This is a genomic window from Comamonas testosteroni (assembly GCF_030505195.1).
Lineage (GTDB): Bacteria > Pseudomonadota > Gammaproteobacteria > Burkholderiales > Burkholderiaceae_C > Comamonas > Comamonas testosteroni_G.
Genome location: NZ_CP129672.1, coordinates 4,989,687 through 5,012,654, shown reverse-complemented (window position 1 = coordinate 5,012,654; position 22,968 = coordinate 4,989,687). Strand labels below are relative to the sequence as shown.

The 22,968-nt window shown below is 60.7% G+C and carries 18 protein-coding genes and 3 pseudogenes; 15 read left to right on the top strand and 6 right to left on the bottom strand.

All coding sequences use genetic code 11. The annotated features are described in order from the left end of the window. Window positions 1-182 precede the first annotated feature (182 nt). From QYQ99_RS23035 to QYQ99_RS23015, 5 genes are all read left to right on the top strand, one after another. On the top strand, window positions 183-1,760 hold the full coding sequence (locus QYQ99_RS23035) for a vWA domain-containing protein (protein WP_302090175.1): 1,578 nt from the start codon (window positions 183-185) through the stop codon (window positions 1,758-1,760). 699 nt (window positions 1,761-2,459) lie between these two features. Then, window positions 2,460-3,686: an RtcB family protein gene (locus QYQ99_RS23030; RefSeq protein WP_302090174.1), complete on the top strand. Its 1,227-nt coding sequence runs from the start codon at window positions 2,460-2,462 to the stop codon at window positions 3,684-3,686. Window positions 3,687-3,736: 50 nt separating this feature from the next. Next, window positions 3,737-3,907, top strand: a complete 171-nt coding sequence (locus QYQ99_RS23025; RefSeq protein WP_302090173.1) for a DNA polymerase beta superfamily protein — start codon at window positions 3,737-3,739, stop codon at window positions 3,905-3,907. 138 nt (window positions 3,908-4,045) lie between these two features. After that, a complete protein-coding gene (locus tag QYQ99_RS23020; protein WP_302090172.1) occupies window positions 4,046-5,002 on the top strand; it encodes an AEC family transporter in 957 nt (318 codons plus the stop codon). A gap of 416 nt (window positions 5,003-5,418) precedes the next feature. Beyond that, on the top strand, window positions 5,419-7,152 hold the full coding sequence (locus tag QYQ99_RS23015) for a methyl-accepting chemotaxis protein (protein ID WP_302090171.1): 1,734 nt from the start codon (window positions 5,419-5,421) through the stop codon (window positions 7,150-7,152). A 522-nt stretch (window positions 7,153-7,674) separates the two neighbouring features. On the opposite strand, the gene QYQ99_RS23010 is transcribed toward QYQ99_RS23015, so the two are convergent. Next, a complete protein-coding gene (locus QYQ99_RS23010; protein ID WP_302090170.1) occupies window positions 7,675-8,619 on the bottom strand; it encodes a GlxA family transcriptional regulator in 945 nt (314 codons plus the stop codon). A gap of 266 nt (window positions 8,620-8,885) precedes the next feature. On the opposite strand from QYQ99_RS23010, the pseudogene QYQ99_RS23005 reads away from it, so the two are divergent. Together QYQ99_RS23005 and QYQ99_RS23000 are read left to right on the top strand one after the other, a co-directional pair. Beyond that, window positions 8,886-9,245, top strand: a pseudogene (locus QYQ99_RS23005) (hypothetical protein); the annotation flags it as partial. After that, on the top strand, window positions 9,242-10,375 hold the full coding sequence (locus QYQ99_RS23000) for a thiolase family protein (RefSeq protein WP_302090169.1): 1,134 nt from the start codon (window positions 9,242-9,244) through the stop codon (window positions 10,373-10,375). The pseudogene QYQ99_RS23005 and the gene QYQ99_RS23000, both read left to right, overlap by 4 nt. A gap of 467 nt (window positions 10,376-10,842) precedes the next feature. Here QYQ99_RS23000 and QYQ99_RS22995 read toward each other — a convergent pair whose 3' ends face one another. Next, a complete protein-coding gene (locus QYQ99_RS22995; protein ID WP_302090168.1) occupies window positions 10,843-11,694 on the bottom strand; it encodes an NAD-dependent protein deacetylase in 852 nt (283 codons plus the stop codon). After that, on the bottom strand, window positions 11,694-13,133 hold the full coding sequence (gene cls, locus QYQ99_RS22990) for a cardiolipin synthase (RefSeq protein WP_419145848.1): 1,440 nt from the start codon (window positions 13,131-13,133) through the stop codon (window positions 11,694-11,696). The genes QYQ99_RS22995 and cls overlap by 1 nt, the downstream gene beginning before the upstream one ends. A 167-nt stretch (window positions 13,134-13,300) precedes the next feature. Here cls and QYQ99_RS22985 point away from each other — a divergent pair, with 167 nt between their 5' ends. Both QYQ99_RS22985 and QYQ99_RS22980 read left to right on the top strand, forming a co-directional pair. Further along, on the top strand, window positions 13,301-13,597 hold the full coding sequence (locus QYQ99_RS22985) for a helix-turn-helix transcriptional regulator (protein WP_302090166.1): 297 nt from the start codon (window positions 13,301-13,303) through the stop codon (window positions 13,595-13,597). Between the two features lie 83 nt (window positions 13,598-13,680). Next, on the top strand, window positions 13,681-14,268 hold the full coding sequence (locus QYQ99_RS22980) for a GAF domain-containing protein (RefSeq protein WP_302090165.1): 588 nt from the start codon (window positions 13,681-13,683) through the stop codon (window positions 14,266-14,268). 27 nt (window positions 14,269-14,295) lie between these two features. Here the strand turns inward: QYQ99_RS22980 and QYQ99_RS22975 are convergent, their stop codons facing one another. Both QYQ99_RS22975 and QYQ99_RS22970 read right to left on the bottom strand, forming a co-directional pair. Then, window positions 14,296-15,144 (bottom strand): fumarylacetoacetate hydrolase family protein, encoded by an 849-nt coding sequence (locus QYQ99_RS22975; protein WP_302090164.1) that lies wholly within the window; start codon window positions 15,142-15,144, stop codon window positions 14,296-14,298. Window positions 15,145-15,275: 131 nt separating this feature from the next. After that, window positions 15,276-16,007: a maleate cis-trans isomerase family protein gene (locus tag QYQ99_RS22970; RefSeq protein ID WP_302090163.1), complete on the bottom strand. Its 732-nt coding sequence runs from the start codon at window positions 16,005-16,007 to the stop codon at window positions 15,276-15,278. Window positions 16,008-16,280: 273 nt separating this feature from the next. Here QYQ99_RS22970 and QYQ99_RS22965 point away from each other — a divergent pair. The 6 genes and pseudogenes from QYQ99_RS22965 (at window position 16,281) to QYQ99_RS22940 (ending at window position 22,098) form a co-directional block, all read left to right on the top strand. After that, window positions 16,281-17,586: pseudogene (locus QYQ99_RS22965) on the top strand (MFS transporter). A 183-nt stretch (window positions 17,587-17,769) separates the two neighbouring features. After that, window positions 17,770-19,203, top strand: a pseudogene (hydA, locus tag QYQ99_RS22960) (dihydropyrimidinase). A 15-nt stretch (window positions 19,204-19,218) separates the two neighbouring features. Then, complete coding sequence (locus QYQ99_RS22955) at window positions 19,219-19,965, top strand: aspartate/glutamate racemase family protein (RefSeq protein WP_302090162.1); 747 nt, start codon at window positions 19,219-19,221, stop codon at window positions 19,963-19,965. A gap of 142 nt (window positions 19,966-20,107) precedes the next feature. Continuing rightward, window positions 20,108-20,755: a GntR family transcriptional regulator gene (locus QYQ99_RS22950; protein ID WP_302093252.1), complete on the top strand. Its 648-nt coding sequence runs from the start codon at window positions 20,108-20,110 to the stop codon at window positions 20,753-20,755. Between the two features lie 159 nt (window positions 20,756-20,914). Next, on the top strand, window positions 20,915-21,502 hold the full coding sequence (locus QYQ99_RS22945) for a chromate transporter (RefSeq protein WP_302090161.1): 588 nt from the start codon (window positions 20,915-20,917) through the stop codon (window positions 21,500-21,502). Beyond that, a complete protein-coding gene (locus QYQ99_RS22940; RefSeq protein WP_302090160.1) occupies window positions 21,499-22,098 on the top strand; it encodes a chromate transporter in 600 nt (199 codons plus the stop codon). The genes QYQ99_RS22945 and QYQ99_RS22940 overlap by 4 nt, the downstream gene beginning before the upstream one ends. 94 nt (window positions 22,099-22,192) lie before the next feature. Here QYQ99_RS22940 and QYQ99_RS22935 read toward each other — a convergent pair whose 3' ends face one another. Next, complete coding sequence (locus QYQ99_RS22935) at window positions 22,193-22,966, bottom strand: SIR2 family NAD-dependent protein deacylase (RefSeq protein ID WP_302090159.1); 774 nt, start codon at window positions 22,964-22,966, stop codon at window positions 22,193-22,195. Window positions 22,967-22,968: the final 2 nt, after the last annotated feature.

The following is a 22,968-nucleotide window of genomic DNA, read 5'->3' as shown; positions in this document are numbered from 1 at the left end:
ATCTTTAATTCTAATAATATTTCAATTCCTCTTCCACCGCATCTGCCACCAAAAGCAATTGAAATGAAATTTATCCAATTAATTCAATAACTTAAAATTTAACCACTCCACTTTCAAGAAGTTGGCACACCGCTTGCAATAACCTAAGCATCTGCAAGTTGAATGCAAACAGGAGAAGAAGAATGGTCAACACGCAATTGTTTCAAACCAGCCGCGGCGCACTGACTGCAGCCGCCAACACGGTCAATCAGGAAGGCGCCGCAGCCTATGCCTTCAGCCCCCGCCACCAGTTGGCCCAGATGGCCGTGACCGGCTGCCTGAGCCAGACTTTCTATGCCAGCGGTCAGGATCAGCTGGAGCAGTTGGGCAATCTGGTGCTGGAGGTGGACACGCGCTTTACCGCCCAGACGGCCGTCTATGCCCGCCAACGCGGCTATATGAAGGACATGCCAGCCACTCTGGCTGCCGCGCTGGCTGTATGGGATACCGCGCTGCTGAGCCAGGTGTTTGGCCGCGTGATCGACAACGGCAAGATGCTGCGCAACTTTGTGCAGATCGTGCGCAGCGGCGCCATGGGTCGCAAGTCCCTGGGCTCGGCACCCAAGAAGCTGGTGCAGAACTGGCTGCTCAATGCGAGCGAGAAGCAACTGCTCAGCGCTTGCGTGGGCAAGCAGCCATCGCTCGCCGATGTGGTGAAGATGGTGCACCCCAAGCCTCAGGAGGCTTGGCGTTCCGCATGGTTTGCCTGGTTGATCGGCAAGCCTTTTGATGAGGCATCTCTGCCTCCCATCACCCAGGCCTTCGAGCGTTTCAAGCGCGATGCGGCCCAGGGCCTGGTGAGTGCCGAGCTGCCTGATGTGCCGTTTCAGATGCTGACCGCACTTGAGCTGAAAGCCCAGCAATGGGCGCAGATCGCCCGCAGCGGCTCATGGCAGATGGTGCGCCAGAACCTCAACACCTTTGCACGCCATGGCGTGTTCGAGATCAAGGGAATGGCGGCACTGGTCGCCCACAAGCTGGGAGATGCCGACGCCGTGGCCAAGGCCCGTGCCATGCCCTACCAACTGCTGTCGGCCTACCAGGCTGCCGGTGAGCAGGTACCGGCCCAGGTGCGCGATGCGCTGCAAGATGCCATGGAGCATGCCATTGCCAATGTGCCCTGCTTTGCAGGAGCGGTAGTGGTCTGCCCCGATGTATCAGGCTCCATGCACAGCCCAGTGACGGGTTATCGCACCGGAGCCACCACGGCGGTGCGCTGCATCGATGTGGCCGGCCTGATGGCCGCCGCCGTGCTGCGCAAGAACAGGACGGCCCGTGTACTGCCCTTCGAGCAGAAGGTGGTGAAGCTGGAGCTCAACGGCCGCGACTCGGTGATGACCAATGCGACCAAGCTAGCAAAGATCGGCGGCGGCGGTACCAACTGCAGTGCACCACTGAAGCAGTTGGCCGATGAAAAGGCAAGGGTGGATATGGTGATCATGGTCTCGGACAACGAGTCCTGGGTCGATGGTGTGCGCCGCGGTGCCACCGAAACCATGTTGCAGTGGGAGCGCATCAAGCAGCGCAACCCCGACGCCCGGCTGGTCTGCATAGACATCCAGCCCTATGGCACGACGCAGGCCATGGAGCGTGACGACATTCTGAATGTCGGCGGCTTCAGCGATGCGGTGTTCGATGTGGTGGCAAGTTTTGCCGAAGGCAGGCTTGGCGCCGAGCACTGGGTAGGCGAGATCGAGAAGATCGCTCTCGAGTCCCAGTGAGTTGAAGTGATTATCTGTTGTTGGCGAATGCTGGTGGGACTACATATCCAAACTGTCCCGTCTCACCAACCCCTTGTCGCCCGCAGCAGATGTCCTGGATGAAGTTGAACGGTTTGAATGACTGGCTGCGAATGCCGGTGGAACTACATGGGTGCCCGGATTGCAGGTTCGATTCCTGCCCGCCTCGTCGGATCGAAAGATCAACGAGCGGTAGCCAAAGGTACAGCGCGGGTTATGTTTCACCCAGCCCTTGTCGCAGCAAGGCATTCATCACCATGGTTTGAGTTTGGCGCGAATGCCAGCAGGACTACATCTGGTTGCCGGGGTTCGATTCCCCAGCCGGGAAACCGGTCATGGCTATGTCTTGCTTCTCTGGTCGCGCCGCCTTTTTTGAACAAGACTTGCGCAAGCGTGAGTCCCATTGAATTTTCGGTTTGGCTGCCCTGCAGCGAATGCCGGTGGAACTACAGACTTTTAATCTCGTGGTCGCAGGTTCGAATCCTGCCAGCAGTTGCAAAGCTGTTGTAGCTCAGCCTGGTAGAGCACGATGTTTCACCAACCCTTGTCGCTGCAAGACCGCCATCCAAGACATGAACAACAAGGAAACGACTTGCGCAAAACCGGTCCAGGCAAGACGACTACCTCAGCAGGCAGTCCGTTGTTGCGCTCCTGTTTGCGTAGGTCCTGAAGGAAATCAAGATGTCCGAACACAATTACCAACTACTGGAAGTCGCTGGCGGCGTGCCCGTCAAGATGTGGACCAAGGGTGTGCCCGTGGAAACCGAAGCCCGGCAACAGCTGACCAACGCCGCGCGCCTGCCCATTGTCTTCAAACATATTGCCGCCATGCCCGATGTGCACCTGGGCATTGGTGCCACCATCGGCTCGGTGATTCCCACCGTCAAGGCCATCATCCCCGCAGCCGTCGGCGTGGATATCGGCTGCGGCATGATGGCCGCCAAGACCACGCTGCGCGCCGAAGACCTGCCCGACAGCCTGACCACGCTGCGCTCGGCCATTGAAAAAGCCGTGCCCCATGGCTCGGCACCCAGAAGCCGTGGCCGTGATCCTGGCGCCTGGGAGAACCCTCCCGATCTGGTGGACCAGAAATGGGCCACGCTGGTGGACGAGTTCGACGCGCTGTGCGAGCTGCACCCTAGGCTCGAAAAGACCAATAACCGCAAGCACCTGGGAACCCTGGGGAGCGGCAATCACTTCGTGGAAGTGTGCCTGGACGAACTGGGCTTTGTCTGGTTCATGCTGCACTCGGGCTCGCGTGGCGTGGGCAATGCCATCGGCAACCATTTCATCGAGCTGGCCAGGAAGGATGCCGAGCTGCACCAGCGCAATCTGCCCGACCGGGACCTAGCCTACCTGGAAGAGGGTGCCCGCTATTTTGGCGACTATGTGCGCGCCGTGTCCTGGGCGCAGAAGTTCGCCATGAGCAACCGCGAAGTGATGATGGCCAACCTGATCGCCACCGTGCGCCAGGTGATTACCAAGCCTTTCGAGTCCCACGTGGAGGCCGTGAACTGCCACCACAACTATGTGCAGAAGGAGCATCACTTTGGCGAGGATGTGTTCGTCACCCGCAAGGGCGCCGTGAGCGCCAAGCGCGGCGAGATGGGCATCATCCCCGGCAGCATGGGCGCGCGCAGCTATATCGTGCGCGGCCTGGGCAACCCCGAGAGCTTTGAAAGCTGCAGCCACGGCGCGGGCCGCGTAATGAGCCGCACCAAGGCCAAAAAGCTGTACTCGGTGGCTGACCAGATCAAGGCCACCGAAGGCGTGGAATGCCGCAAGGACGAGGGCGTGATCGACGAGATCCCCATGGCCTACAAGGACATCGACGCCGTCATGGCCGCCCAGAAGGACCTGGTGGAAGTGGTCCATACCCTCAAGCAGGTGATCTGCATCAAGGGTTGAATGAAGCGAGAGCATGGACTCACGCCCCATTGCCTGAAAGGAGATCCATTGTGCAAACCATTGAGCACAAAGCCATTCCGGGTGCATTCCTGCTACAGGAGGTCATGCGCGCCATGCACTGCAAACAGAAGCACGATTTGACGGCACTGCTTGCCAGTGAATCGGGCAAGCGAAGCTGGGGCTTCACCTCGCCCAATAGCAACCAAGACTTGCTCATTTAGCAGGTTGTGCGATAGCTCGCAGAGGAAGCGGGATCCGAAAACGAGTGTGCAGAGGCGTTAAGCTCAGCGCCCGAGAAGTGCATATGCTCAAGCCTGGAGCAAGGTGCAAGCAGCGATTCGGTTTTGTTGGAGAGTTGAATGAATGGTTCCGCAGTAGCGGCCCTGCTACCGGTGATTGCGTTGATCGGTACAGGTTTTGGCCTGGCGCGTGTCGGGCTGGTGCGGCAGGCTGCAGTCAAGGACATGTCCAACCTTGTGTTCCTGTTGCTGCTGCCTTCACTGCTGTTTCGCACCATGGCTCAGGTTCATATCGGTGAATTGGATTACCGACCGATTGGCGTGTATTTCCTGTCGGCCATCATCGTATTCGTGACAACGATGCTGGTCTACGGCTTCAACACCCTGGCTGCAGCGCGCGGATTGGCCAGCATGTTCAGCAATGCCGCCATGATCGGCGTACCGCTCGTGGGCCTGGCCTTTGGCGAGCAGGGACTGGTGACGCTGTTCACCTTGATCTCGGTGCACGCCCTGGTATTGCTGACGGCCGCGACCATGGTGTTCGAGTTGGCATCCTCGCGTGAACAGCATGCGGACGACACCCACAACAAACGGTCCATGGGGCGTACTGTCTGGCAGGCAGTGCGCAATAGCGTCATCCACCCTGTGCCTTTGCCGATTCTGGCTGGCTTGCTGTGGTCATTGACAGGCTGGCCTCTGCCTGACGTACTTGATACCTCGCTCAAGATGCTGGGCTCGGCCATGGGTCCCATGGCGTTGCTGCTCGTCGGCATCACGCTGGCATACACCAGGATCGGAGCTTACTGGCGAGCCGCGATGCGTATCACGCTGGTCAAGTCGCTGGTGCACCCACTTGTGTTTCTCACCTGCGCCTGGACGCTGCAGCTGCGTGGCCCGGCCATGGGGGTGATGCTGATCTGCTCAGCCTTGCCTGTGGGCGCCAACGCACTGCTCTTCACCCAGCGCTACCAGGTTGCCGAGGATGAGGTGGTGGCCAGCATTGCCCTCTCCACACTGCTGGCGCTGGTGACCATGCCGCTGCTGCTGATGCTGCTGCACGTCCTGCATGGGACATAGTTCCTCAAGGTAGTCCTTCGCGTATATCCACCCTGATTCAATCGGAGCTCAGTCTTGCCCTGCCGACGCATGGCACTGCGGCATTGGCTGAAACATTGCAGTGAGCCAGTCAGGAGCCGGCCAGCGAAAGTTGGAGCAGATCTCGACCTGTCCTGAAGAAAAGCTTGGCTTTGGAGTCCAGGCAGCTACTCCAAAGTGCCGGACGGGATGACGCAGATCAGTGGACAGGGAACAACGCTCATCCAGTTCGGCAAGGAGGAAGAAGGCAAGGACTTAGGCTCTGTCGTTCAGAAGCCGCAATCACTCATAAAAAAGGCGCCCCTGAAACCCTCGCAAAGTTACACTTTGAATACATGAACACAAATTGACACGAGCTCTCAAACCGAAAACATTGGCTGCTAAAGGAGGCGCGCGAAATGGATCGTTTGAAAATTTCCACTCGGCTGACTTTCTCGTTCATGACATTGATGGTGCTGATACTAGTGCTGGGAGGGGTGGCACTTTGGGGGTCGTCGACTCAGCGCTCAGCCCTGACCGACATCACCCAGAAGCAAATCCCGATCATTCGCACGCTGAACACCATCACGGATGGTGCCAATGAACAGGCGATTCAGTTCCGCAACCTAGCGATCTTTTCCACGGAGACGCTCCAGGCCTCGGCACGCGCCATGATTCAGAAGACCCGCACCGAGCTGGCTGCAGAAATGGATTCGCTGAGCAAGCACACGCACTCCGGCCTGGGACAATCGCTGCTGGAAGATCTGAAGCAGCGGCGCGTGGCCTTCCTCAAATCCGGTGATGAATTTCTTGGACTGCTCGATCAGGGCCAAAGAGATGAAGCGCTGAGATTGCTGGAAACCCAACTGCGCCCCAACCAACTCGAATATCAGCGGGTCATCCGCAGCATGCTGGATCACCAGACCCAAAGCTCCGACTTGGCCAGCCAGAAGGCAGAAGCTGCTGCCGACAATCTGTTCCAGGAAGTGTTGGCGGCAGGTGCAATCGCCATTCTTCTAGCGGTAACCCTGGCCATCAAGATTACTCGATCCATCACCGGCCCCCTGTCCCTGGCCATGGCAGCAGCCGACCGTGTGGCCAGAGGTGATCTTAGCGGCCAGATCACCGTGAAGTCTCAGGATGAAACCGGTCAACTGCTGAGTGCGCTGCAACGCATGCAACACAGCCTCGTGAGCACAGTGTCGGCGGTGCGTGGCAATGCTCAGGGAGTTGCGTCGGGCAGTGCTCAGATCGCCATGGGCAATAACGACCTATCCAGCCGCACGGAAGAGCAAGCAAGTGCTCTTGAACAAACTGCTGCATCCATGGAGCAGTTGAGTGCGACGGTCAAACAAAATGCCGACAACGCACGCGAGGCCAATCAGATGGCCGTGAATGCATCCTCTGTGGCCACACAGGGCGGTGAAGTGGTCGCAGAGGTCGTGGAGACCATGAAGAGCATCAATGACAGCAGCCGCAAGATTTCCGACATCATCGGTGTCATCGATGGCATCGCTTTCCAGACCAATATTCTGGCTTTGAACGCCGCCGTCGAAGCTGCCCGCGCCGGTGAGCAAGGACGAGGCTTTGCGGTGGTGGCAAGCGAAGTACGGGCTCTGGCTGGACGCTCAGCCGAGGCAGCCAAGGAAATCAAGCAGCTCATTACCACCAGTGTGCAGCGCGTGGAGCAGGGCTCCTTGCTCGTGGACAAAGCTGGCGAGACCATGACCAATGTGGTCACGGCCATTCGGCGCGTCACCGATATCATGGGTGAAATCAGCGCTGCCAGCCATGAGCAAAGCTCGGGGATGGCCCAGATTGGGGAAGCCGTTACCCAAATGGATCAAACCACGCAGCAAAATGCGGCATTGGTCGAGGAAATGGCCGCCGCAGCCAGCAGCCTGCACAACCAAGCACAGTCGCTGGTCGAAGCAGTGGCAGTCTTCAAGTTGTCAGAGCACCAACAAAATACCTCTGCCGCAATGCAGGCAGCCTCGGTCAACCCGACAAAACCAGCGACCGTAGCAAAGGTATCGGAGTCGTCACCCAAGCCATTCATGGCCACCAAGTCCCCTGTGCTGCGTCGACCAGTTGCTATCGCTGGAACACAGCAGGCTACGGACAAGCATGGCGATGACTGGGAAACTTTTTGACGGAGCTTCCGAGCAGATCCAGTGAACAAAGGCAGTGAGGCGTCAAGCCTGCCGCTTTTTGAACTTATCGGTGTCGTTGCATAGCTCCGTGCTCTACAGCAGATATGCGTAGACGATGAGCAACTCCACACACCAGGACCTGCTGCCAGTAGCTCCTTAGGCGCACTACAACGGCCAGCCTCAGGTGATGCTCGCCAAACCTTTCACACAGTGCCCCGCACTTTGAAGGAGGCTGACGGGCATCGCACACCTCAGCGAGGAACTCTCTCACCCGCAAGTCATCAGCCTGCTGACAGCAACCCTGTTTTTATTCGAGATGATGAGAGATCGGGATCCCAGGGGAGCCGCCTCCCCGCGCTAGAGCAGACATCCAAGTACTTGCATATCCCCCGCATCAGCGCCGACTGCGGCGTTAGTTAGTTCGCAGTTTACAGATCGCCATCATGGCCAGTTGGCTCAGTACCCGGCTGGTCGTTCCACGCACGGTGCAAGTTACGCATTTCACGGAGCGTGTCAGACGTTTTACGGCTCCACCCGAGCTTCGCGCCGTACGGCCTGTGGCGGCATGCCGAAGCCACGCAGGAAGGCTTCGCGCATATGGCGCCGGTCACGAAAACCTGTCTCCTGAGCAATCACCTCCAGCGGATGCCGACTGCCCTCAATCATCAGCCGCGCGGCTTCAAGCCGAAGACCCTCCACGGCTTTGGCGGGGGACTGCCCCGTCTCGGCCGTGAACACCCGGCTGAACTGGCGTGGACTCAAGCTGGCAGCCTCTGCCAGCTCTTCCACGCTCAATGCTTGAGAAAGGTTGCGCCGAGCATGCTCCAACGCCTGCTGGATGCGGTCTGACTTGGGTGCCAGCTTGAGCATCTCCGAGTGCTGTGACTGCCCGCCCGAGCGGCGCTGGTGCATGACCAGGCGGTGTGCAACCGACCGTGCAACCTTGGCGCCCAGGTCTTTTTCCACCAGCGCCAACGCCAGGTCGATCTCCGCTGTCATACCGGCAGAGGTCCAGATCGGTCCGTCGGCAATGTAGATGCGGTCGGCCTCAATCTGCGCCTGTGGGTGGCGCTGCTGCAAGGCCTCGGCCCAATACCAGTGCGTGGTGGCGCGGCGCCCATCAAGCAGGCCCGCGTCGCCCAGCAGGAAAGCGCCCGTGCACAGGCCGGCCACGCGCCAAGCGGATACCGTCACTTTGCTCAGCAGCCGGATCAGCTCCGGTGCCGGAGCGACGTCTCTTGGAGTGAGATTGCCCGCAACCAGCCAGGTGTCTGCCCTGCTGTTGGCTGTGAAAGGGTTTGCCTGCAATGCAAGCCCTGCCGAAGCTCGGACCGCGCCATTCATCGCATAGGTCTCCACCTCATAGAAAGGCTTCTCCGCCATCAGGTTGGCGAGTTCGAACACGGCCTGGGTGGCCAGCGCCATGACTTGGAAGCCTTCCGGCAGGATGTAACCGATGCGGTGCATAAGGAGCGTCCTTTTCGATGTCCTTTTTCATGACTATATACGTCATTTACGACAAACCACGCACATCGCACCATTCAGGCCATGGACAACATCCATCAACCTCAAGGAGTTCCACCATGGCACAAACCCATCTCGGTACCACCCTCGTTACCGAGGCATCCAGCGGCATCGGTGCGCCACATGCAACAAAAGCTCGCTCAGCGTGGCTATGACCTGATCCCGATCGCCCGCAGCGGCGAACAGCTGAACGCGCTGGCGAGCAGCGCAAGGCTTTTGTACTGGCTTTGAGCCAGTCGCTGCAGCATGAGTTGACTGACCAAGGTGTTCGGGTTCAGGCAGTGTTGCCTGGTGCCACGGCCACGGACTTCTGGGCCATCGGTGGATTGCCGGTAGAGAGCCTGGATGCAAGCATCGTGACGGGCGTCGAAGACCTCGTCGATGCAGCACTGCTGGGGTTTGAGCGTGGAGAAGAGGTCTCTACTTCCTCGCTGCATGCTGGCGAGAAGTGGGATGCCTATGAGGCCGCACGCCAAGCTATGGCTGGCCAGTTGTCCAGCAACATCGCCGCCCAGCGCTACGCCGCTGCGCCGCTGCGCATTGACTATCGCAAGGAGCCCATGTCATGAAAGCCGTTATTGCCGCATATGCGCGCTCGCCGTTTCACTTCGCCCGCAAGGGCCGCTTGGCCGAAGTGCGGCCGGACACGCTGGCAGCCCAGGTCGTACAGGGTTTGTTGAAGCGCTCCGACCTGGATCCTGCACTCCTGGAGGATGTGATCCTCGGCTGCGCCTACCCCGAGGCCTCGCAAGGCAACAATCTGGCGCGCATCGTCGGCCTGCTGGCCGGCCTGCCCGAGACCGTGGGCGGCATGACTGTGAACCGGTTTTGCGGCTCGTCGATGCAGGCCGTGCATATTGCCGCAGCGCAGATCGAGGCCGGCATGGGCGACGCCTTCCTCTGCGTGGGCGTGGAATCCATGACGATGGTTCCGCAGGGCGGCTTCAACTTCTCGCCGAACCCCCAGTTGCAGGCCAATACCGACGCCTATATTTCAATGGGCGAAACGGCGGAAAACGTGGCCCAGAGATGGGGGGTGACCCGCGCCGACCAGGAGTTGCTGGCACTGCAATCCCATCAGAAAGCCGCCGCTGCTCGCGACCGGGGTCTGCTGATCGATGAAATCGTGCCTATTCTTTTACCGGATGGAGAACTGCTGGATGCCGACGGCTGCATACGCCCCGCCACCACACTGGAGACCCTGGCCGGGCTCAAGCCCGCCTTCAGGCCTGATGGCGTGGTCACGGCGGGCACATCGTCGCCGTTGACCGACGGCGCTGCGGCCGTGCTGGTCACTAGCGACGATTTTGCCGAACGCCATGGTCTGCAAGCACTGGCGCGCATCCGCAGCTTCGCGACCGTGGGAGTGGACCCAGCGATCATGGGCATCGGTCCGATACCCGCCGCACGCAAGGCGCTGGCCCGCGCAGGTCTCACCGTGGCCAATCTGGACGTGGTTGAGATCAACGAAGCTTTCTCTTCGCAGGCGCTGGCCTGCATCCGAGACCTCGGCCTGGACATGGAGACCGTGAATATTGACGGCGGTGGGCTCGCCATCGGTCATCCACTTGGCGCCACTGGTGCGCGCATCACCGGCAAGGCAGCTGCCTTGCTTGCACGACAGCAGGGACGATATGCCCTGGCCACCCAATGCATCGGCGGTGGGCAAGGTATTGCGACGGTGCTGGAGAGACCGTGAGCTCATATCGACAGAGACCAAGACTTCAACTCCACTCGAGGAAACCATGATGCTCCGTAGCACCGAAACCCTGAACAGTCTGTTTGAACGCCAGCGCGGCACACTGCCCGATACCTTTGGCGCACGGCCGCACATTCCGACGGCCCCAGCTCCGCCAGGCGTTTCACGCTGGAGCTTTGGCCGCATGGCCCGCACCCATGCAGGCCACGAGCCGCTCAAGCGCGGCACACCCCCCCCTTGGCATTCCCCGCCGCTTCATGAAACGCAGCCATGCGCCGCTGCTGCGCCACGATTTGCACCCGATCGGTGGCAATGAACTCGAGACCGTGATCGCCGACACCGGAGGCATGCTGCCATGTATCTACCTCAACGAGACCGCTGCACGCTCGAGGAATATGCAGACTGTTTGCCGCGCCCTGCCCTCATCGACTGCGCAAAGGGAGGGAGGGAGGGAGTGAGTGAGTGAGTTAGCTTGCCTCGATCAGGCCCATCAAGACCTGGCCCACATCGGCCTCGAGCTTGAAATCCAGCAATACATCGGCTCGCGTCACCCCTTGGTTGATGGCCACGATGGACTTGCCCTGCTCATGCGCTGCCAGCGCAAAGCGGTAACCCGAATACACCATCAATGAAGAGCCGGCGATCAGCACGGCGTCAGCCCTGGCCACGGCAGCCATGCAGGTCTGCACGCGCTCACGCGGCACGGTCTCGCCAAAGAACACCACATCGGGCTTGATCAGGCCCGTTGCGCAATGTGGGCAGGCCGGCACGACAAAGCGACTGAAGTCCTGGTTTTCCAGATCGGCGTCGCCATCGGGCGCAGGTGTGGCATAGAGCTGGGCCCAGGCCGGGTTCAGTGCCAACAGCCGCTGCTGCAGATCGGCACGGGCAGAGCGCTTGTCGCAGTCCATGCAGCGTACGGTGTCGATGCGCCCGTGCAGGTCCACGATGTTCAGGCTGCCGGCCGCATCATGCAGGCCATCGACATTCTGGGTGATCAGCAACTCCAGCCGGCCTTGCCGCTCCAGTCGCGCCAGGGCCTGGTGGGCGGAACCGGGCCGCGCCTGACCCATCACGCGCCAGCCCAGCATGGAACGCGCCCAGTAGCGCTGACGCACCAGCACATCGCCCATGAAGGCCTGATAGGTCACGGGCTGTGGACGCTTCCACTGTCCGTTGCGGTCACGATAGTCGGGAATGCCGGCTTCGGTGCTGCAGCCGGCACCACCAATGACCACCACGCGCGGGTGCGCATGCAGCCAGTCCTGCAGGCGCCACAGCGCCAGAGCATCCACACAATGATTCAGGGTTTCACTCATTACAGCAGCGGTGATGTCAATCGGGCCACGGAACCGATCAGCCGTCGTCGCAGGCCTTTTTCGCTGCGATATTGCACCATTCGAGCCTGACCCAGGTCGGCATCGAACTGGGCAGCGATGGCCTGATTCAGCTCTGGCCCGTAGCCGATCACACAGACCTCGTAGTTGAGGAAAAAGCTGCGATAGTCAAAATTGGCTGTGCCGATCATGGCCATATTGTCATCGACCACCAAGGTCTTGGAGTGCAGCATGCTGGCTGCATATTCATAGATATGCACGCCACAGCGAATCAGCTCGTCAAAATAGGAGCGCGCAGCGGCCGTCACCAATAACGAATCGGACTTCTTCGGCACCAGAATGCGGACCTCCACACCACGCAACGCGGCATTGGTGAGAGCCGTCAGCGCGCCTTCGGTCGGCACAAAGTAAGGCGTGGTCAGCAAGATGCGCTGCTGGGCCGCGTTGATGGCCGCCAGATAGGCGCGGTAGATGGCGTCCAGGTGGTCATCAGGCCCAGAGGTCACGACCTGCATGGGGATGGGACCGTCTTCGCAATCAGGCAGCAGATCATCTAGATCGTCGGGCAGGCGATGCGGATCGTCGCTGCGGGTGTAGGCCCAGTCCTCGAGAAACACTGTCTGCAGCCAATTGACAACGGAGCCTTCGACCCGGATGTGCACGTCATGATATGCATCGTTACAAATGCGCTCGTTCTCTTCATCGGTGACGTTCACGCCGCCCGTAAAGCCCACTTTTCCATCGCAGACCAGAATCTTGCGGTGGGTACGGAAGTTGATCACGGGCCGCAGCCGCCGCCCTATCTTGGCGTCGTGAAAGCGCAGCACCTCGGCCCCGGCCTGCTGTAGCGGCTCCAGAAACTTTCGCCCCAGCTTCTTGGAGCCCAGAGCATCCACCAGCAAACGCACCTGCACGCCCGCACGTGCTTTCTCGATCAGCAAATCACGCAAGGCCGTGCCAGTCTGATCGGGCTCGTAGATGTAGTACTCCAGATGCACATGGTGGCGTGCTGCGCTCACGGCCTCGGCAATCGCATCAAAGGTAGCGCCCCCCCCCACAAGCAACTGCATGGAAGTGGCCGTGCTTACCGGGAAATCGCTGGTCATGCCAACCAGCCGCGCCACCTGACGCAGACGTTCCTGCTGGGCCGGAATGCGCTCCCTGAGCTTTTGCATGCTGTTGCGCAAACGCGAACGCTTGCGCGAGCGCAGCCGCTTGATACGCTGGCGTTTCATGCGCTGCGGACCGAAGTAGTAATAGACCAACAGACCCACCACAGGTAGCGCTGCCATGGACAACAGCCAGCTCAGCGTGGCAATCGGCTGGCTGCGCTGCAGCAGAATCCAGATGCCTACCACGACGACATACAGCGACCAGCCCACAGACAGCCAGAGCTTGACGCTCTCGTGGCTCAGCTGCATTGCTATCCAGTCCAATTGCGCACTCCTGTTGTTCGATGAACCATTTCCAACATGCCCTCGCAGTATGGCAGCGGCATGGCAGACTGCAGCGGTCCGCCTGACCGGGGAAACGCCCTCCAGCAGACGCCATGCTTTTGTGCCGCGCTACAAAGAGTATATTGATACGCATGACTTCCGAACTCATCACGACTCTGGCCCAGGCTCGCAAGGCCGCCCGCATCACCCAGGCCGATCTGGCCGAACGTGCCGGTCTGTCGCGTATGGCCGTACAGCGCACTGAAACCGGCGATGTCGACCCGCGCTTTTCCACTCTGCAGGAAATGGCCCGTGTACTGAATATGGAGCTGATCGCCGTGCCGGCCGAGCTCCACGCCCAGGTGCTGGCACTGATTCAGCCCCAGACCGACCAGAAGGGTGCAGCCAGCAGCATCGCCAGTCCGGTGACCGGCCAGGATTCGCTATGAAGTCTTACGTCTTGTTAACTTGAGAACCCTGTTTGCTCGGCCACAATGGCCCGTTTTTTTGCTGACATTCAGAGGTTTGAGAGATGGCGATTCACAACTGGGATTACGCACCGGAGGCGCTGGAGGTACAGGTCAGCGAATTGTTGCTGGCCACAGCAGATCAAAGCGACGAACTGGTCGATGAAAGCGTGCGTCTGGTCCTGCAGGAGCTGCGCCAGCACCTCAATATGGAGGTGATTTTTATCTCAGAGATCCGCAACAGCCAACGCATGTTCCAGCATGTCGATACTGCTCCCGGCAAGGAATTGATTGCTACTGGCGGCGGCGGCCCTCTGGAAGAGTCGTTTTGCCAGTGCGTACTCGACGGCGTTCTGCCCGGTCTGGTCCAGGATGCGGCCACCCACCCGGCCTTTACCAAGCTGCCGGCAACTCCTTTTCGTGTAGGTGCTCATCTGAGCACCCCTATCGTGCTGGCCAGCGGCAAGGTCTACGGCACGCTGTGCTGCTTCAGTCAGGCCGCCGATGAAAGCCTGACGGCCAAGGACCTGCAAAAACTCGAATGCGTGGCCAGGATCATCGCCAGGCGACTCGATATCAAGCAGGCTCAACAACTGCAGCCGGCCGAAGAAAAGCGCACGCCTTGCGGCCCGACTTCTCCCGGAAAGCTCTGAAAACCAGCTCTCCGGGGAAAAGCTGCGTCAGTTCACCGCCACGCAGACCTGGCGCTGCTCGCCCAGTCCGTCAGCACCCAACCGCACCACGTCGCCGGGCTTGAGAAAGACGGGCTCTGGCTTTTGACCCAGGCCCACGCCCGCAGGCGTTCCGGTGAGAATCACATCGCCGGCCTCCAGCGTCATGAAGTGGCTGATATAGCTGATGATCTTGGGCACGCCAAAGATGAAATTGCTGGTATTGCTGCCTTGCATGCGCTGGCCGTTCACTTCAAGCCACAACGCAATGCGGTGCGGATCGGCCACCTCGTCGGCCGTCAGCAGCCAGGGTCCCAGCGGTGCAAAGCTGTCATGGCTCTTGCCCTTGTCCCAGGTGCCTCCGCGCTCCATCTGCCAAGCCCGCTCGGACACATCGTTGCCCAGCACATAGCCGGCCACATGACCCAGCGCGGCCTGCTCGCCCACCCGCGTGGCGCGGCTGCCGATGACCACCCCCAGCTCCACTTCCCAGTCCACCTTGGTCGCCGCCGGCGCTATCTGTATGGCATCATTGGGCCCGCTGATGGCCGTGACCGCCTTCATGAACAGCACCGGTTCGGCCGGTGGCGCAGCCCCCGCCTCTGCCGCATGGTCTGCATAGTTGAGCCCCACGCAGACGATCTTGCCCACCTGCGCCACCGGGCAGCCCAGTCGGGGGGCTCCTGACACGGCCGGCAGCGCCTCGGATTGTCGATCGCGCCATTGCGCCAGCTTTTCTGGATGCAGCTCGGCGCCGCGCCAGTCCGCCACCCAGGCCGAAGCATCGCGCAACACTCCTTGAGCATCCAGCAGACCGGGCTTTTCCTCACCGGCAGCTCCAAATCGAACCAGTTTCATAGTCTCTCCATTCCTCGGAAATCACTTTCGGGCGCTCGGCACAAACACAGGTATTCCACCACCAGGCACCGTCATCCTCGACTCGTCTTTCACCACAGCCTGCTGGCGGCCCCTGCTTGAGCCACCCGCTGTCACGCCACTTCAAACAAGCGCCCCCACCCCTTGATATCCGCCGGGCTACGCCCTGCCGCACGCAGCATCCCCCACACCGTGGTACTTACCGTATCGAGCAGCGGCACATTCCAGCGCCGCTCCACCTGATCGGCCAGCTGCGCTGCATGCAGATTGGTGCAGTAAGTCACCACCGCATCGGGAGCGCCCTCCTCGATCACCTCTGCAATCAGCCCCAGCAGTTGCTCCGGCTCCACGAGCGCGAAGCGGTGATTGACCGAAATGTTCAGATGCCGGTGAGCCGTGGTTTCCACACCGGCTGCGCGGTAATTGTTGACGATACATTGCTGCACATCCGCGGTATAGGGGCTCACGATGGCCAGCTTTTTGACGGAAAGCTTTTGCATCAGCTCATTGAGCGCCAGGATGGCCGTCGTTGCCTTGATGCCCGTACGCTGCTCGATGCGCTCGCACAACTGCCGATCGCAGTCAAAACCGCGCCAGCCAGCAGCGGTACCACTCCAGCCGATCACATCCACTTTGGCATCCGCCAGCAGCTCTGCGGCCGCAAGAATCTTGCTGTCATCAAACTGATTGAGCGCGGCCTGCGCCAACGAAATCTCCGTCACCGTGAAGCGCGAAAAATGCGCCGAGCATCGACCCGCGCTGGCGGCAAGCGCACTGGTCAGAGGCTCCAGCGCCGTATTCGAAGAAGGCGTCAGCACGCCCAGGCATGTCTTGGTTGCAGTCATCTCTTGTGTTTCTCCGTGAAGGGCTGATCGTCTCAGCAGCCGAATCATATTGTTCTCAGTCCAGTGAAAAACGTCAACAACACTGTCAACAACAATAAAAGCGTAAATTCTTAAAGTCGCCAGAAAATACATTCCACTTCGTCTGTAGCACTGCGAAAATGCAGATATTTCAACGCAAATTTATTCACATAGGTGTTTTCTATATTGTTTACAACATTGTCGACATTTAAATTTTCATCACATCAACCAACCCTGGATGGAGTGACCCCGAAGATGCATATCCCGACCACAGCCGCAGCGGAGCACACGCAGGCTCCGACCAAAGTCCGATGGAAGATCTTCCTGATGATGTTGTTCCTCATCTCGATCAACTACATCGACCGAGCTTCGCTATCGGTAGCCATGCCGATGATTGCCAAGGAATTCGATCTAAGTCCTGCCATGCAGGGCTTGTTGCTGAGCTCTTTTTTCTGGACCTATGCCTTCATGCAGATCCCGGGAGGCATGCTTGCCGACAAATACGGCCCGCGCTCCGTCATCGCCGGCGCCACTCTGGGCTGGGGTCTGTTTCAAACCATCGCCGCCTTCACCACGGGCTGGTTCCCACTGCTGCTGACACGCCTGGGCCTGGGAGCCGCCGAAGCCCCCATCTACCCGGCCGGCGGCAAGCTCAACGGCATCTGGATGTCCCAGAACGAGCGCGGCCGCGGTGCCACGCTGCTTGACGGCGGCGCACCGTTGGGCGCCGCCCTGGGCGGCCATCATCATTGCAGGCCTGATCGCCTTCTTCGGCTCCTGGCGCATCTCCTTCGTGGTCGCCGGCGTCGGCACCATGATCGCGGGCTACTTTGCCTGGTCCTATATCCGCAACCACCCTCGCGAACATTCCGGCGTGAACGAGGCCGAAGCCCGTCACATCGAAGCAGCACATGCCGAAGACGCCAGGGCCGACGCCGGCACCAGCAAGGGCAAGCTGCTGGACTTCTTCAAGTACCGCTCGGTGTGGGGCATGTTCTTTGGCTGGATGTGCTTCAACGCACTCTTTTACGGTCTACTGACCTGGATGCCCACCTACCTGTCCAAGGTGCACGGCATGGACATCAAGGCCATGGGCGGCGCGCTTTTCGCCATGTTCTTCTCCGGCTTCGTGGGAGAAATGATCGGCGGCTGGATCGCCGACAAATGGCGTGAGAAAGGTGGCAACCAGGCCACCGTGCTGCGCACTCTGTTCGGCATTGCATCGATCATCGCCACCATCGCCATCTATGGTGTCTCGCAGATCACCGACCCCGTCACGGTCGTCATCCTGCTGTCCATCACCCTGTTCTTCCTGCGCTGGTGCGGCCTGTTCTGGTGCATCCCCTCCCTGATCGGAACCCGCAATCGCGTCGGCTTTCTGGGCGGCGTCATGAACCTCGGCGGCAATTGCGCCGGTATTGGCGTGCCCATCATCGTGGGGCTCATCGTGCAGGCAACAGGTTCCTACTTCATGGCGCTGATGATGTTCACCGGCGCAGGCGTGGGCTTGTTCATCTGCTCGGCCTTGCTGATCGACTACAGCAAGAAGGTACCCGTGTAAGCCTCAGGCATGAAGACAGCCAGAGCGGCCTGCCGACGCAGCGCCGCTCCTGCCTCCTCGGTACACAAAGGAAGCCCCTCCGAAGCAGCCACTGCCTCATCGAGCTTGAGCGCGCCACACACATCACCACAGTCATGCCAGCACCGGCAGCCACTCACTTTCAACGTAGAACCGACCCCGAACATGAACCCCTGCGAATTCGATATCGTGGTGCGCAATGCGCAAGTCGCAACCGCCAGTGACATCTTTGAAGCCGACATCGGCATCCGCAACGGCAAGATCGCCCAGCTGGGCAACAAGCTGCCTTCCGGCACCCACGAATACGACGCTCAAGGCCGAGTGGTCACACCGGGCGGTATCGATGCCCACTGCCATCTGGATCAGCCCATGGAACCGCCCGTGCGCATGGCAGACGACTTCGAAAGCGGCACCCGCGCTGCAGCCTGCGGCGGCACCACCACGGTCATCCCCTTTGCCGCCCAGGCCAAAGGCCAGTCCTTGCGCGCAGCCGTGGCCGACTACCATCGCCGCGCAGAAGGCAAAGCATGTGTGGACTATGGTTTCCACATGATCGTCAGCGACCCCACCCCGGAAGTACTGGAAAACGAACTGCCCGCGCTGATCCGGGAAGGCTACACCTCCTTCAAGATCTACATGACCTATGACGATCTGAAGCTCGATGACGGTCAGATTCTCGATGTTCTGGACGTGGCTCGCAAATACGATGCCACGGCCATGATCCATGCCGAGAATGCCGACTGCATCCAATGGCTGACCAAGCGCCTGGAAGCCAGCGGCCGCACCGCCCCCCGCTATCACGCAGTCTAGCGCCCAATGCTGGTGGAGCGCGAGGCCACGCACCGCGCCATTGCGCTCTCGGAGCTTGCAGATGTGCCGATACTCATCGTCCATGTCTCGGGCCGCGAGGCTGTCGAGCAGATCCGCTGGGCGCGCTCCCACGGCATGAACATCATGGCCGAGACCTGCCCTCAATACCTGTTCCTGAGCGCAGAAGACCTGGGCCTGGACGACAGCTACCAGGGCGCCAAGTGCGTATGCAGCCCGCCGCCACGCGACAAGGCCAACCAGGAGGTCATCTGGAACGGTCTCAATGACGGCCTCTTCACCGTATTCTCATCCGACCATGCGCCATTCAACTACGACGCCCCGGAAGGCAAAAAGCCGGGTGGCCAGGAGGTGTCCTTCAGCCATATCCCAAACGGCATCCCGGGCATCGAGACTCGCCTGTCCCTGCTCTATACCCACGGCGTGCTGGCTGGACGCATGACGCTGAACCGCTTCGTGGAACTGACCTCCACCAACCCGGCCAAGGTCTATGGGCTGCATCCGCGCAAGGGCAGCATCGCCATAGGAGCCGATGCCGACCTGGTCGTCTGGCAGGAGGGCGAGCGCACCATCAACAACCGCGACCTGCATCACAACGTGGACCATACTCCTTACGAAGGCCAGTTGATCAAGGCCTGGCCCTGCCTGACCCTGTCGGGCGGCCAGATCGTCTGGGATGGCGAGAAGTTCCAGGCCCGAGCCGGCCAGGGACGATTCCTGCAGCGTGGAGCCCCCACATTGCTGCCCAAGCGACCTGCACCCCGCTTCTGAACCGGAGCACACACCATGAAACTGCTCATCATCAATCCCAATATCTCCGAGAGCGTCACTTCCTTGATAGAGAAAGAGGCGAGGCTAGCCGCTGCTTCGGGTACGGAAATCACCATGCTGACTGCCCCTATGGGCGTGGCCTATATCGAGACGCGCTTCGAGGCCATGATTGCCGCCTACGCTGTAGCCGAGCTGGCCGCAACCCATGCCGCGCGGCATGACGCCGTCATAGTGGCTGCCTTTGGCGACCCCGGTCTCGAAGGCCTGCGCGAGGCCCTGGACATTCCCGTACTGGGCATGACCGAATCCGCGCTCATGAGCGCATGCATGCTCGGCAAACGCTTTTCGATCATCGCCATCTCCAGGCGCATTACCGCCTGGTACCGAGATATGGTCGAGCGCAACGGACTCATCGACCGACTGGCCAGCATTCGCTGCCTGGACGAGCCTCTGCGAGACATCGGAAGTGTGCAGGACGACCATGCCGCACGCCTGCAGGCCTTGTGCGAAGCAGCGGTCAGAGAAGATGGCGCCGACGTACTGATCATTGCCGGCGCCCCGCTGGCCGGCCTCGCCCGCTCCATCAAGCAGAGTTTGCCGGTACCGGCCGTTGATGGTGTCTCCAGCGCAGTCAACCATGCACAGAGCCTGGTCTCGCTGGCTCCCGCTCCAGCACGCGCCGGCAGCTTTGCCAAACCTCCACGCAAGGACTTCAAGAACCTCCCCCCGGGGCTCACCCAGCTATTGAGCCAGCTGCCCTGAGCACACTGCGGGATAACCTCAATCGGGACGTTCGAAGCCGACATGCCGTGTGACACTAGAATTCACCTACATGTCGACAAAAGACACTACAAAAGTGAACAATCGAAGCAATACATCTCGATCTGAAATTACCGTGGATGAAATGGCAACCCGCATTGCCACAGCCATCCATGAGCACCGACTGCTGCCGGGAACCAAGCTCGGCGAAGACAGGCTGGCCAATATCTTCAACACCAGCCGGGCTCGCGTGCGCGAGGTCCTTGCCCGCATGGCCCGCGACCAGATGGTGGAGTTGTTCCCGCAGCGCGGAGCCTTTGTCGCCAAACCCAGCATCGAGCAGGCGCTGGACGTCTTTGAAGCACGCCGACTGATAGAGCCAGGCATTGTGCGTCGCCTTGTTCTGAACATGGACAACAGCAAGATCCGTCGCCTGCAGACCCATCTGAAGCAGGAGCGCGAAGCACGTGCCAACTCCGACAAGCGAGCCACGGTGCGCCTGTCCGGCGAGTTTCATGTGCTGCTGGCGGAGCTGGCCGGCAACTCCGCGCTGCTGCGCAGCATGCGTGAACTGTCCACACTGACCTGCCTGACGATCTCGCTGTATGAATCGGCGGTCAACACCTGCTGCCTGGTGGATGAGCACGAAGCCGTGGTCGATGCCATCATCGCGGGCAATGGCGAGCTGGCAGAGCAATTGATGCTCAGCCACCTGGACCACATACAGGGCAGCCTGCGCCTGGAGGCCGATGCCGACGACGCTGATCTGGAGCAGATCCTGGGCGACCTCTGAACTGCGCCAGGCGTCGCGCTCCGGCAACAGGAGCCATCAAAGTGATCGATACACCCTTCTCTACTGAAGATGGCTCGAGCCGATCCGAAGACAGGCGCCCGGATTAGCATCCACAGCTGACTCCGATCACTCTCTGCCTGAGGCCTTGAGACCCGCCCGATGAGCTCGCCCGCCCCACCGTCCTTGCCGCTAGCCGAGCGGCCACGCCCGCGCCATCTGCGCGAACTGTTCTGGTCGCTGACCTTTCTGGCCTTGCAGGGCTTTGGCGGCGTGCTGGCCGTGGTGCAGCGCGAACTGGTCGAAAAACGCCAATGGCTGAGCAATGAGGAGTTCATGGAGGATTGGGCCGTGGCGCAGATCATGCCCGGGCCCAATGTGGTGAATCTTTCCATCATGCTGGGCGAACGCTACTTCGGCTGGCGCGGCGCCATCGTGGGGCTGTTCGGCATGCTGACGTTTCCCATGCTGGTGGTCATCAGCCTCACCTTGGTCTACACGCAGTTCGCGGCCAACCCGGCCGTTGCCGGAGCACTGCGCGGCATGGGCGCCGTGGCGGCAGGGCTGGTGGCGGGCATGGGCCTGAAGCTGGCCGGCACGCTGCGCAAGCACCCGCTGGGCAAGTGGTATTGCGCAGGGCTGGCCATCGCCGCCTTTGTGCTGGTGGCCGTGCTGCGCCTGCCGCTGTTCTGGGCCTTGCTGCTGGTGGGCGCAACAGGCTGTGTGCTGACCTACCGGAGGCTGGCATGAGCCCGCTGGCGATCGCGCTGCAGACCGTGGACTGGCTGCATCTTTTTGCCTATTTCCTGACGCTGTCGCTGATGGCCGTGGGTGGAGCCATCACCGCCGCGCCCGATATGCACCGCTATCTGGTCGACGGCAACCACTGGCTCTCGGAAACCCAGTTCACCAGCTCCATCGCCATTGCCCAGGCCGCCCCCGGCCCCAATGTGCTGTTCATCGCCCTGCTGGGCTGGAACGTGGGACTGAATGCGGGCGGCGGCGCCGGCCCTGCCGCCTGGGGACTGGGTGCACTGGGTGTTGCCGTATGCATGGTGGGCATTTTGCTGCCCAGCTCGCTGCTGACCTGGCAGGCCTCGCGCTGGGGTCAGCGCAACCGGGACAAACGCGGCGTGCGCGCCTTCAAGCAAGGCATGGCTCCGCTGGTGATCGGTCTGCTGCTGGCCACTGGCTGGCTGCTGGGCAGTGCCAGCGGCAACCCTGGCAAGGACTGGAAGCTATGGCTGCTGAGCCTTGCGTGCACATTGCTGGTATGGCGCACCCGCATTCATCTGCTGTGGCTGCTCGCTGGCGGTGCGGCGCTGGGTGCGCTGGGCTGGGTGTAAAAAAACAGTACCGTCAGGCTCCGGGTTCGGCAGATCAGGCCTCAACTGCCAAAGCAGTCTCTTTCCTGAGGCCGCTGCTGGCTCCAATGCCTGCCTAGTCGGAGCTTTGCAGCAGCAACGGCAGCACCTGCGCCGATGGCATGGCGATCATCTGGTCCGCCACCGAGTCCAGCTCGCTGGCATGCGGGTTGATGATGACCACGCGCGCCCGGTTGCGCCGTGCGATCTTGGCCAAACCTGCTGCCGGGTAGACTGCGCCCGACGTGCCGATCACCAGCATCAGCTGACATTGCTCTGCCGCCTGCTCTGCCCTGGCCCAGACCTGGCTGGGCAGAGACTCGCCAAACCACACGACGGCAGGCCGCAGCAAATTGCCGCAGGCGGCGCAATGAGGCGGCTCCCCGGGGACAGCCTGCTCCAGGTCGCAGGACGCACAACGGCGATTCAGCCAGCGATTGCTGTTCAGCTCTCCATGCAGGCTCAGCACCTCTTGACTGCCCGCCTGCTGGTGCAGGCCATCCACATTCTGTGTGATAAGTGTCATTCGACCGGGATGCTGCCTTGCCCAGCGCGCCAGCGCCAGGTGCCCCTCATTGGGGGCCACCTTGGCAACCAGCGCGCGTCGGTGCTCGTACCAGCGCCAGACATGAGCCGGATCGCGGCGGTACCCCAGCTCGCTGGCCATTTCCTCAGGCTTGAACCGGGACCAATACCCGTCTGCATCCTCCCTGAAAGTGGGCACTCCCGACTCGGCGCTGACACCGGCCCCTGTTAGCACGGCCACTCGCTGCGCCTCGCCCAGCCAGCGACGCACGCAGGCGATCGCGGCCAAGGACGTCGAAGAATTGTCAATAAGTGCTTGAACCAAGG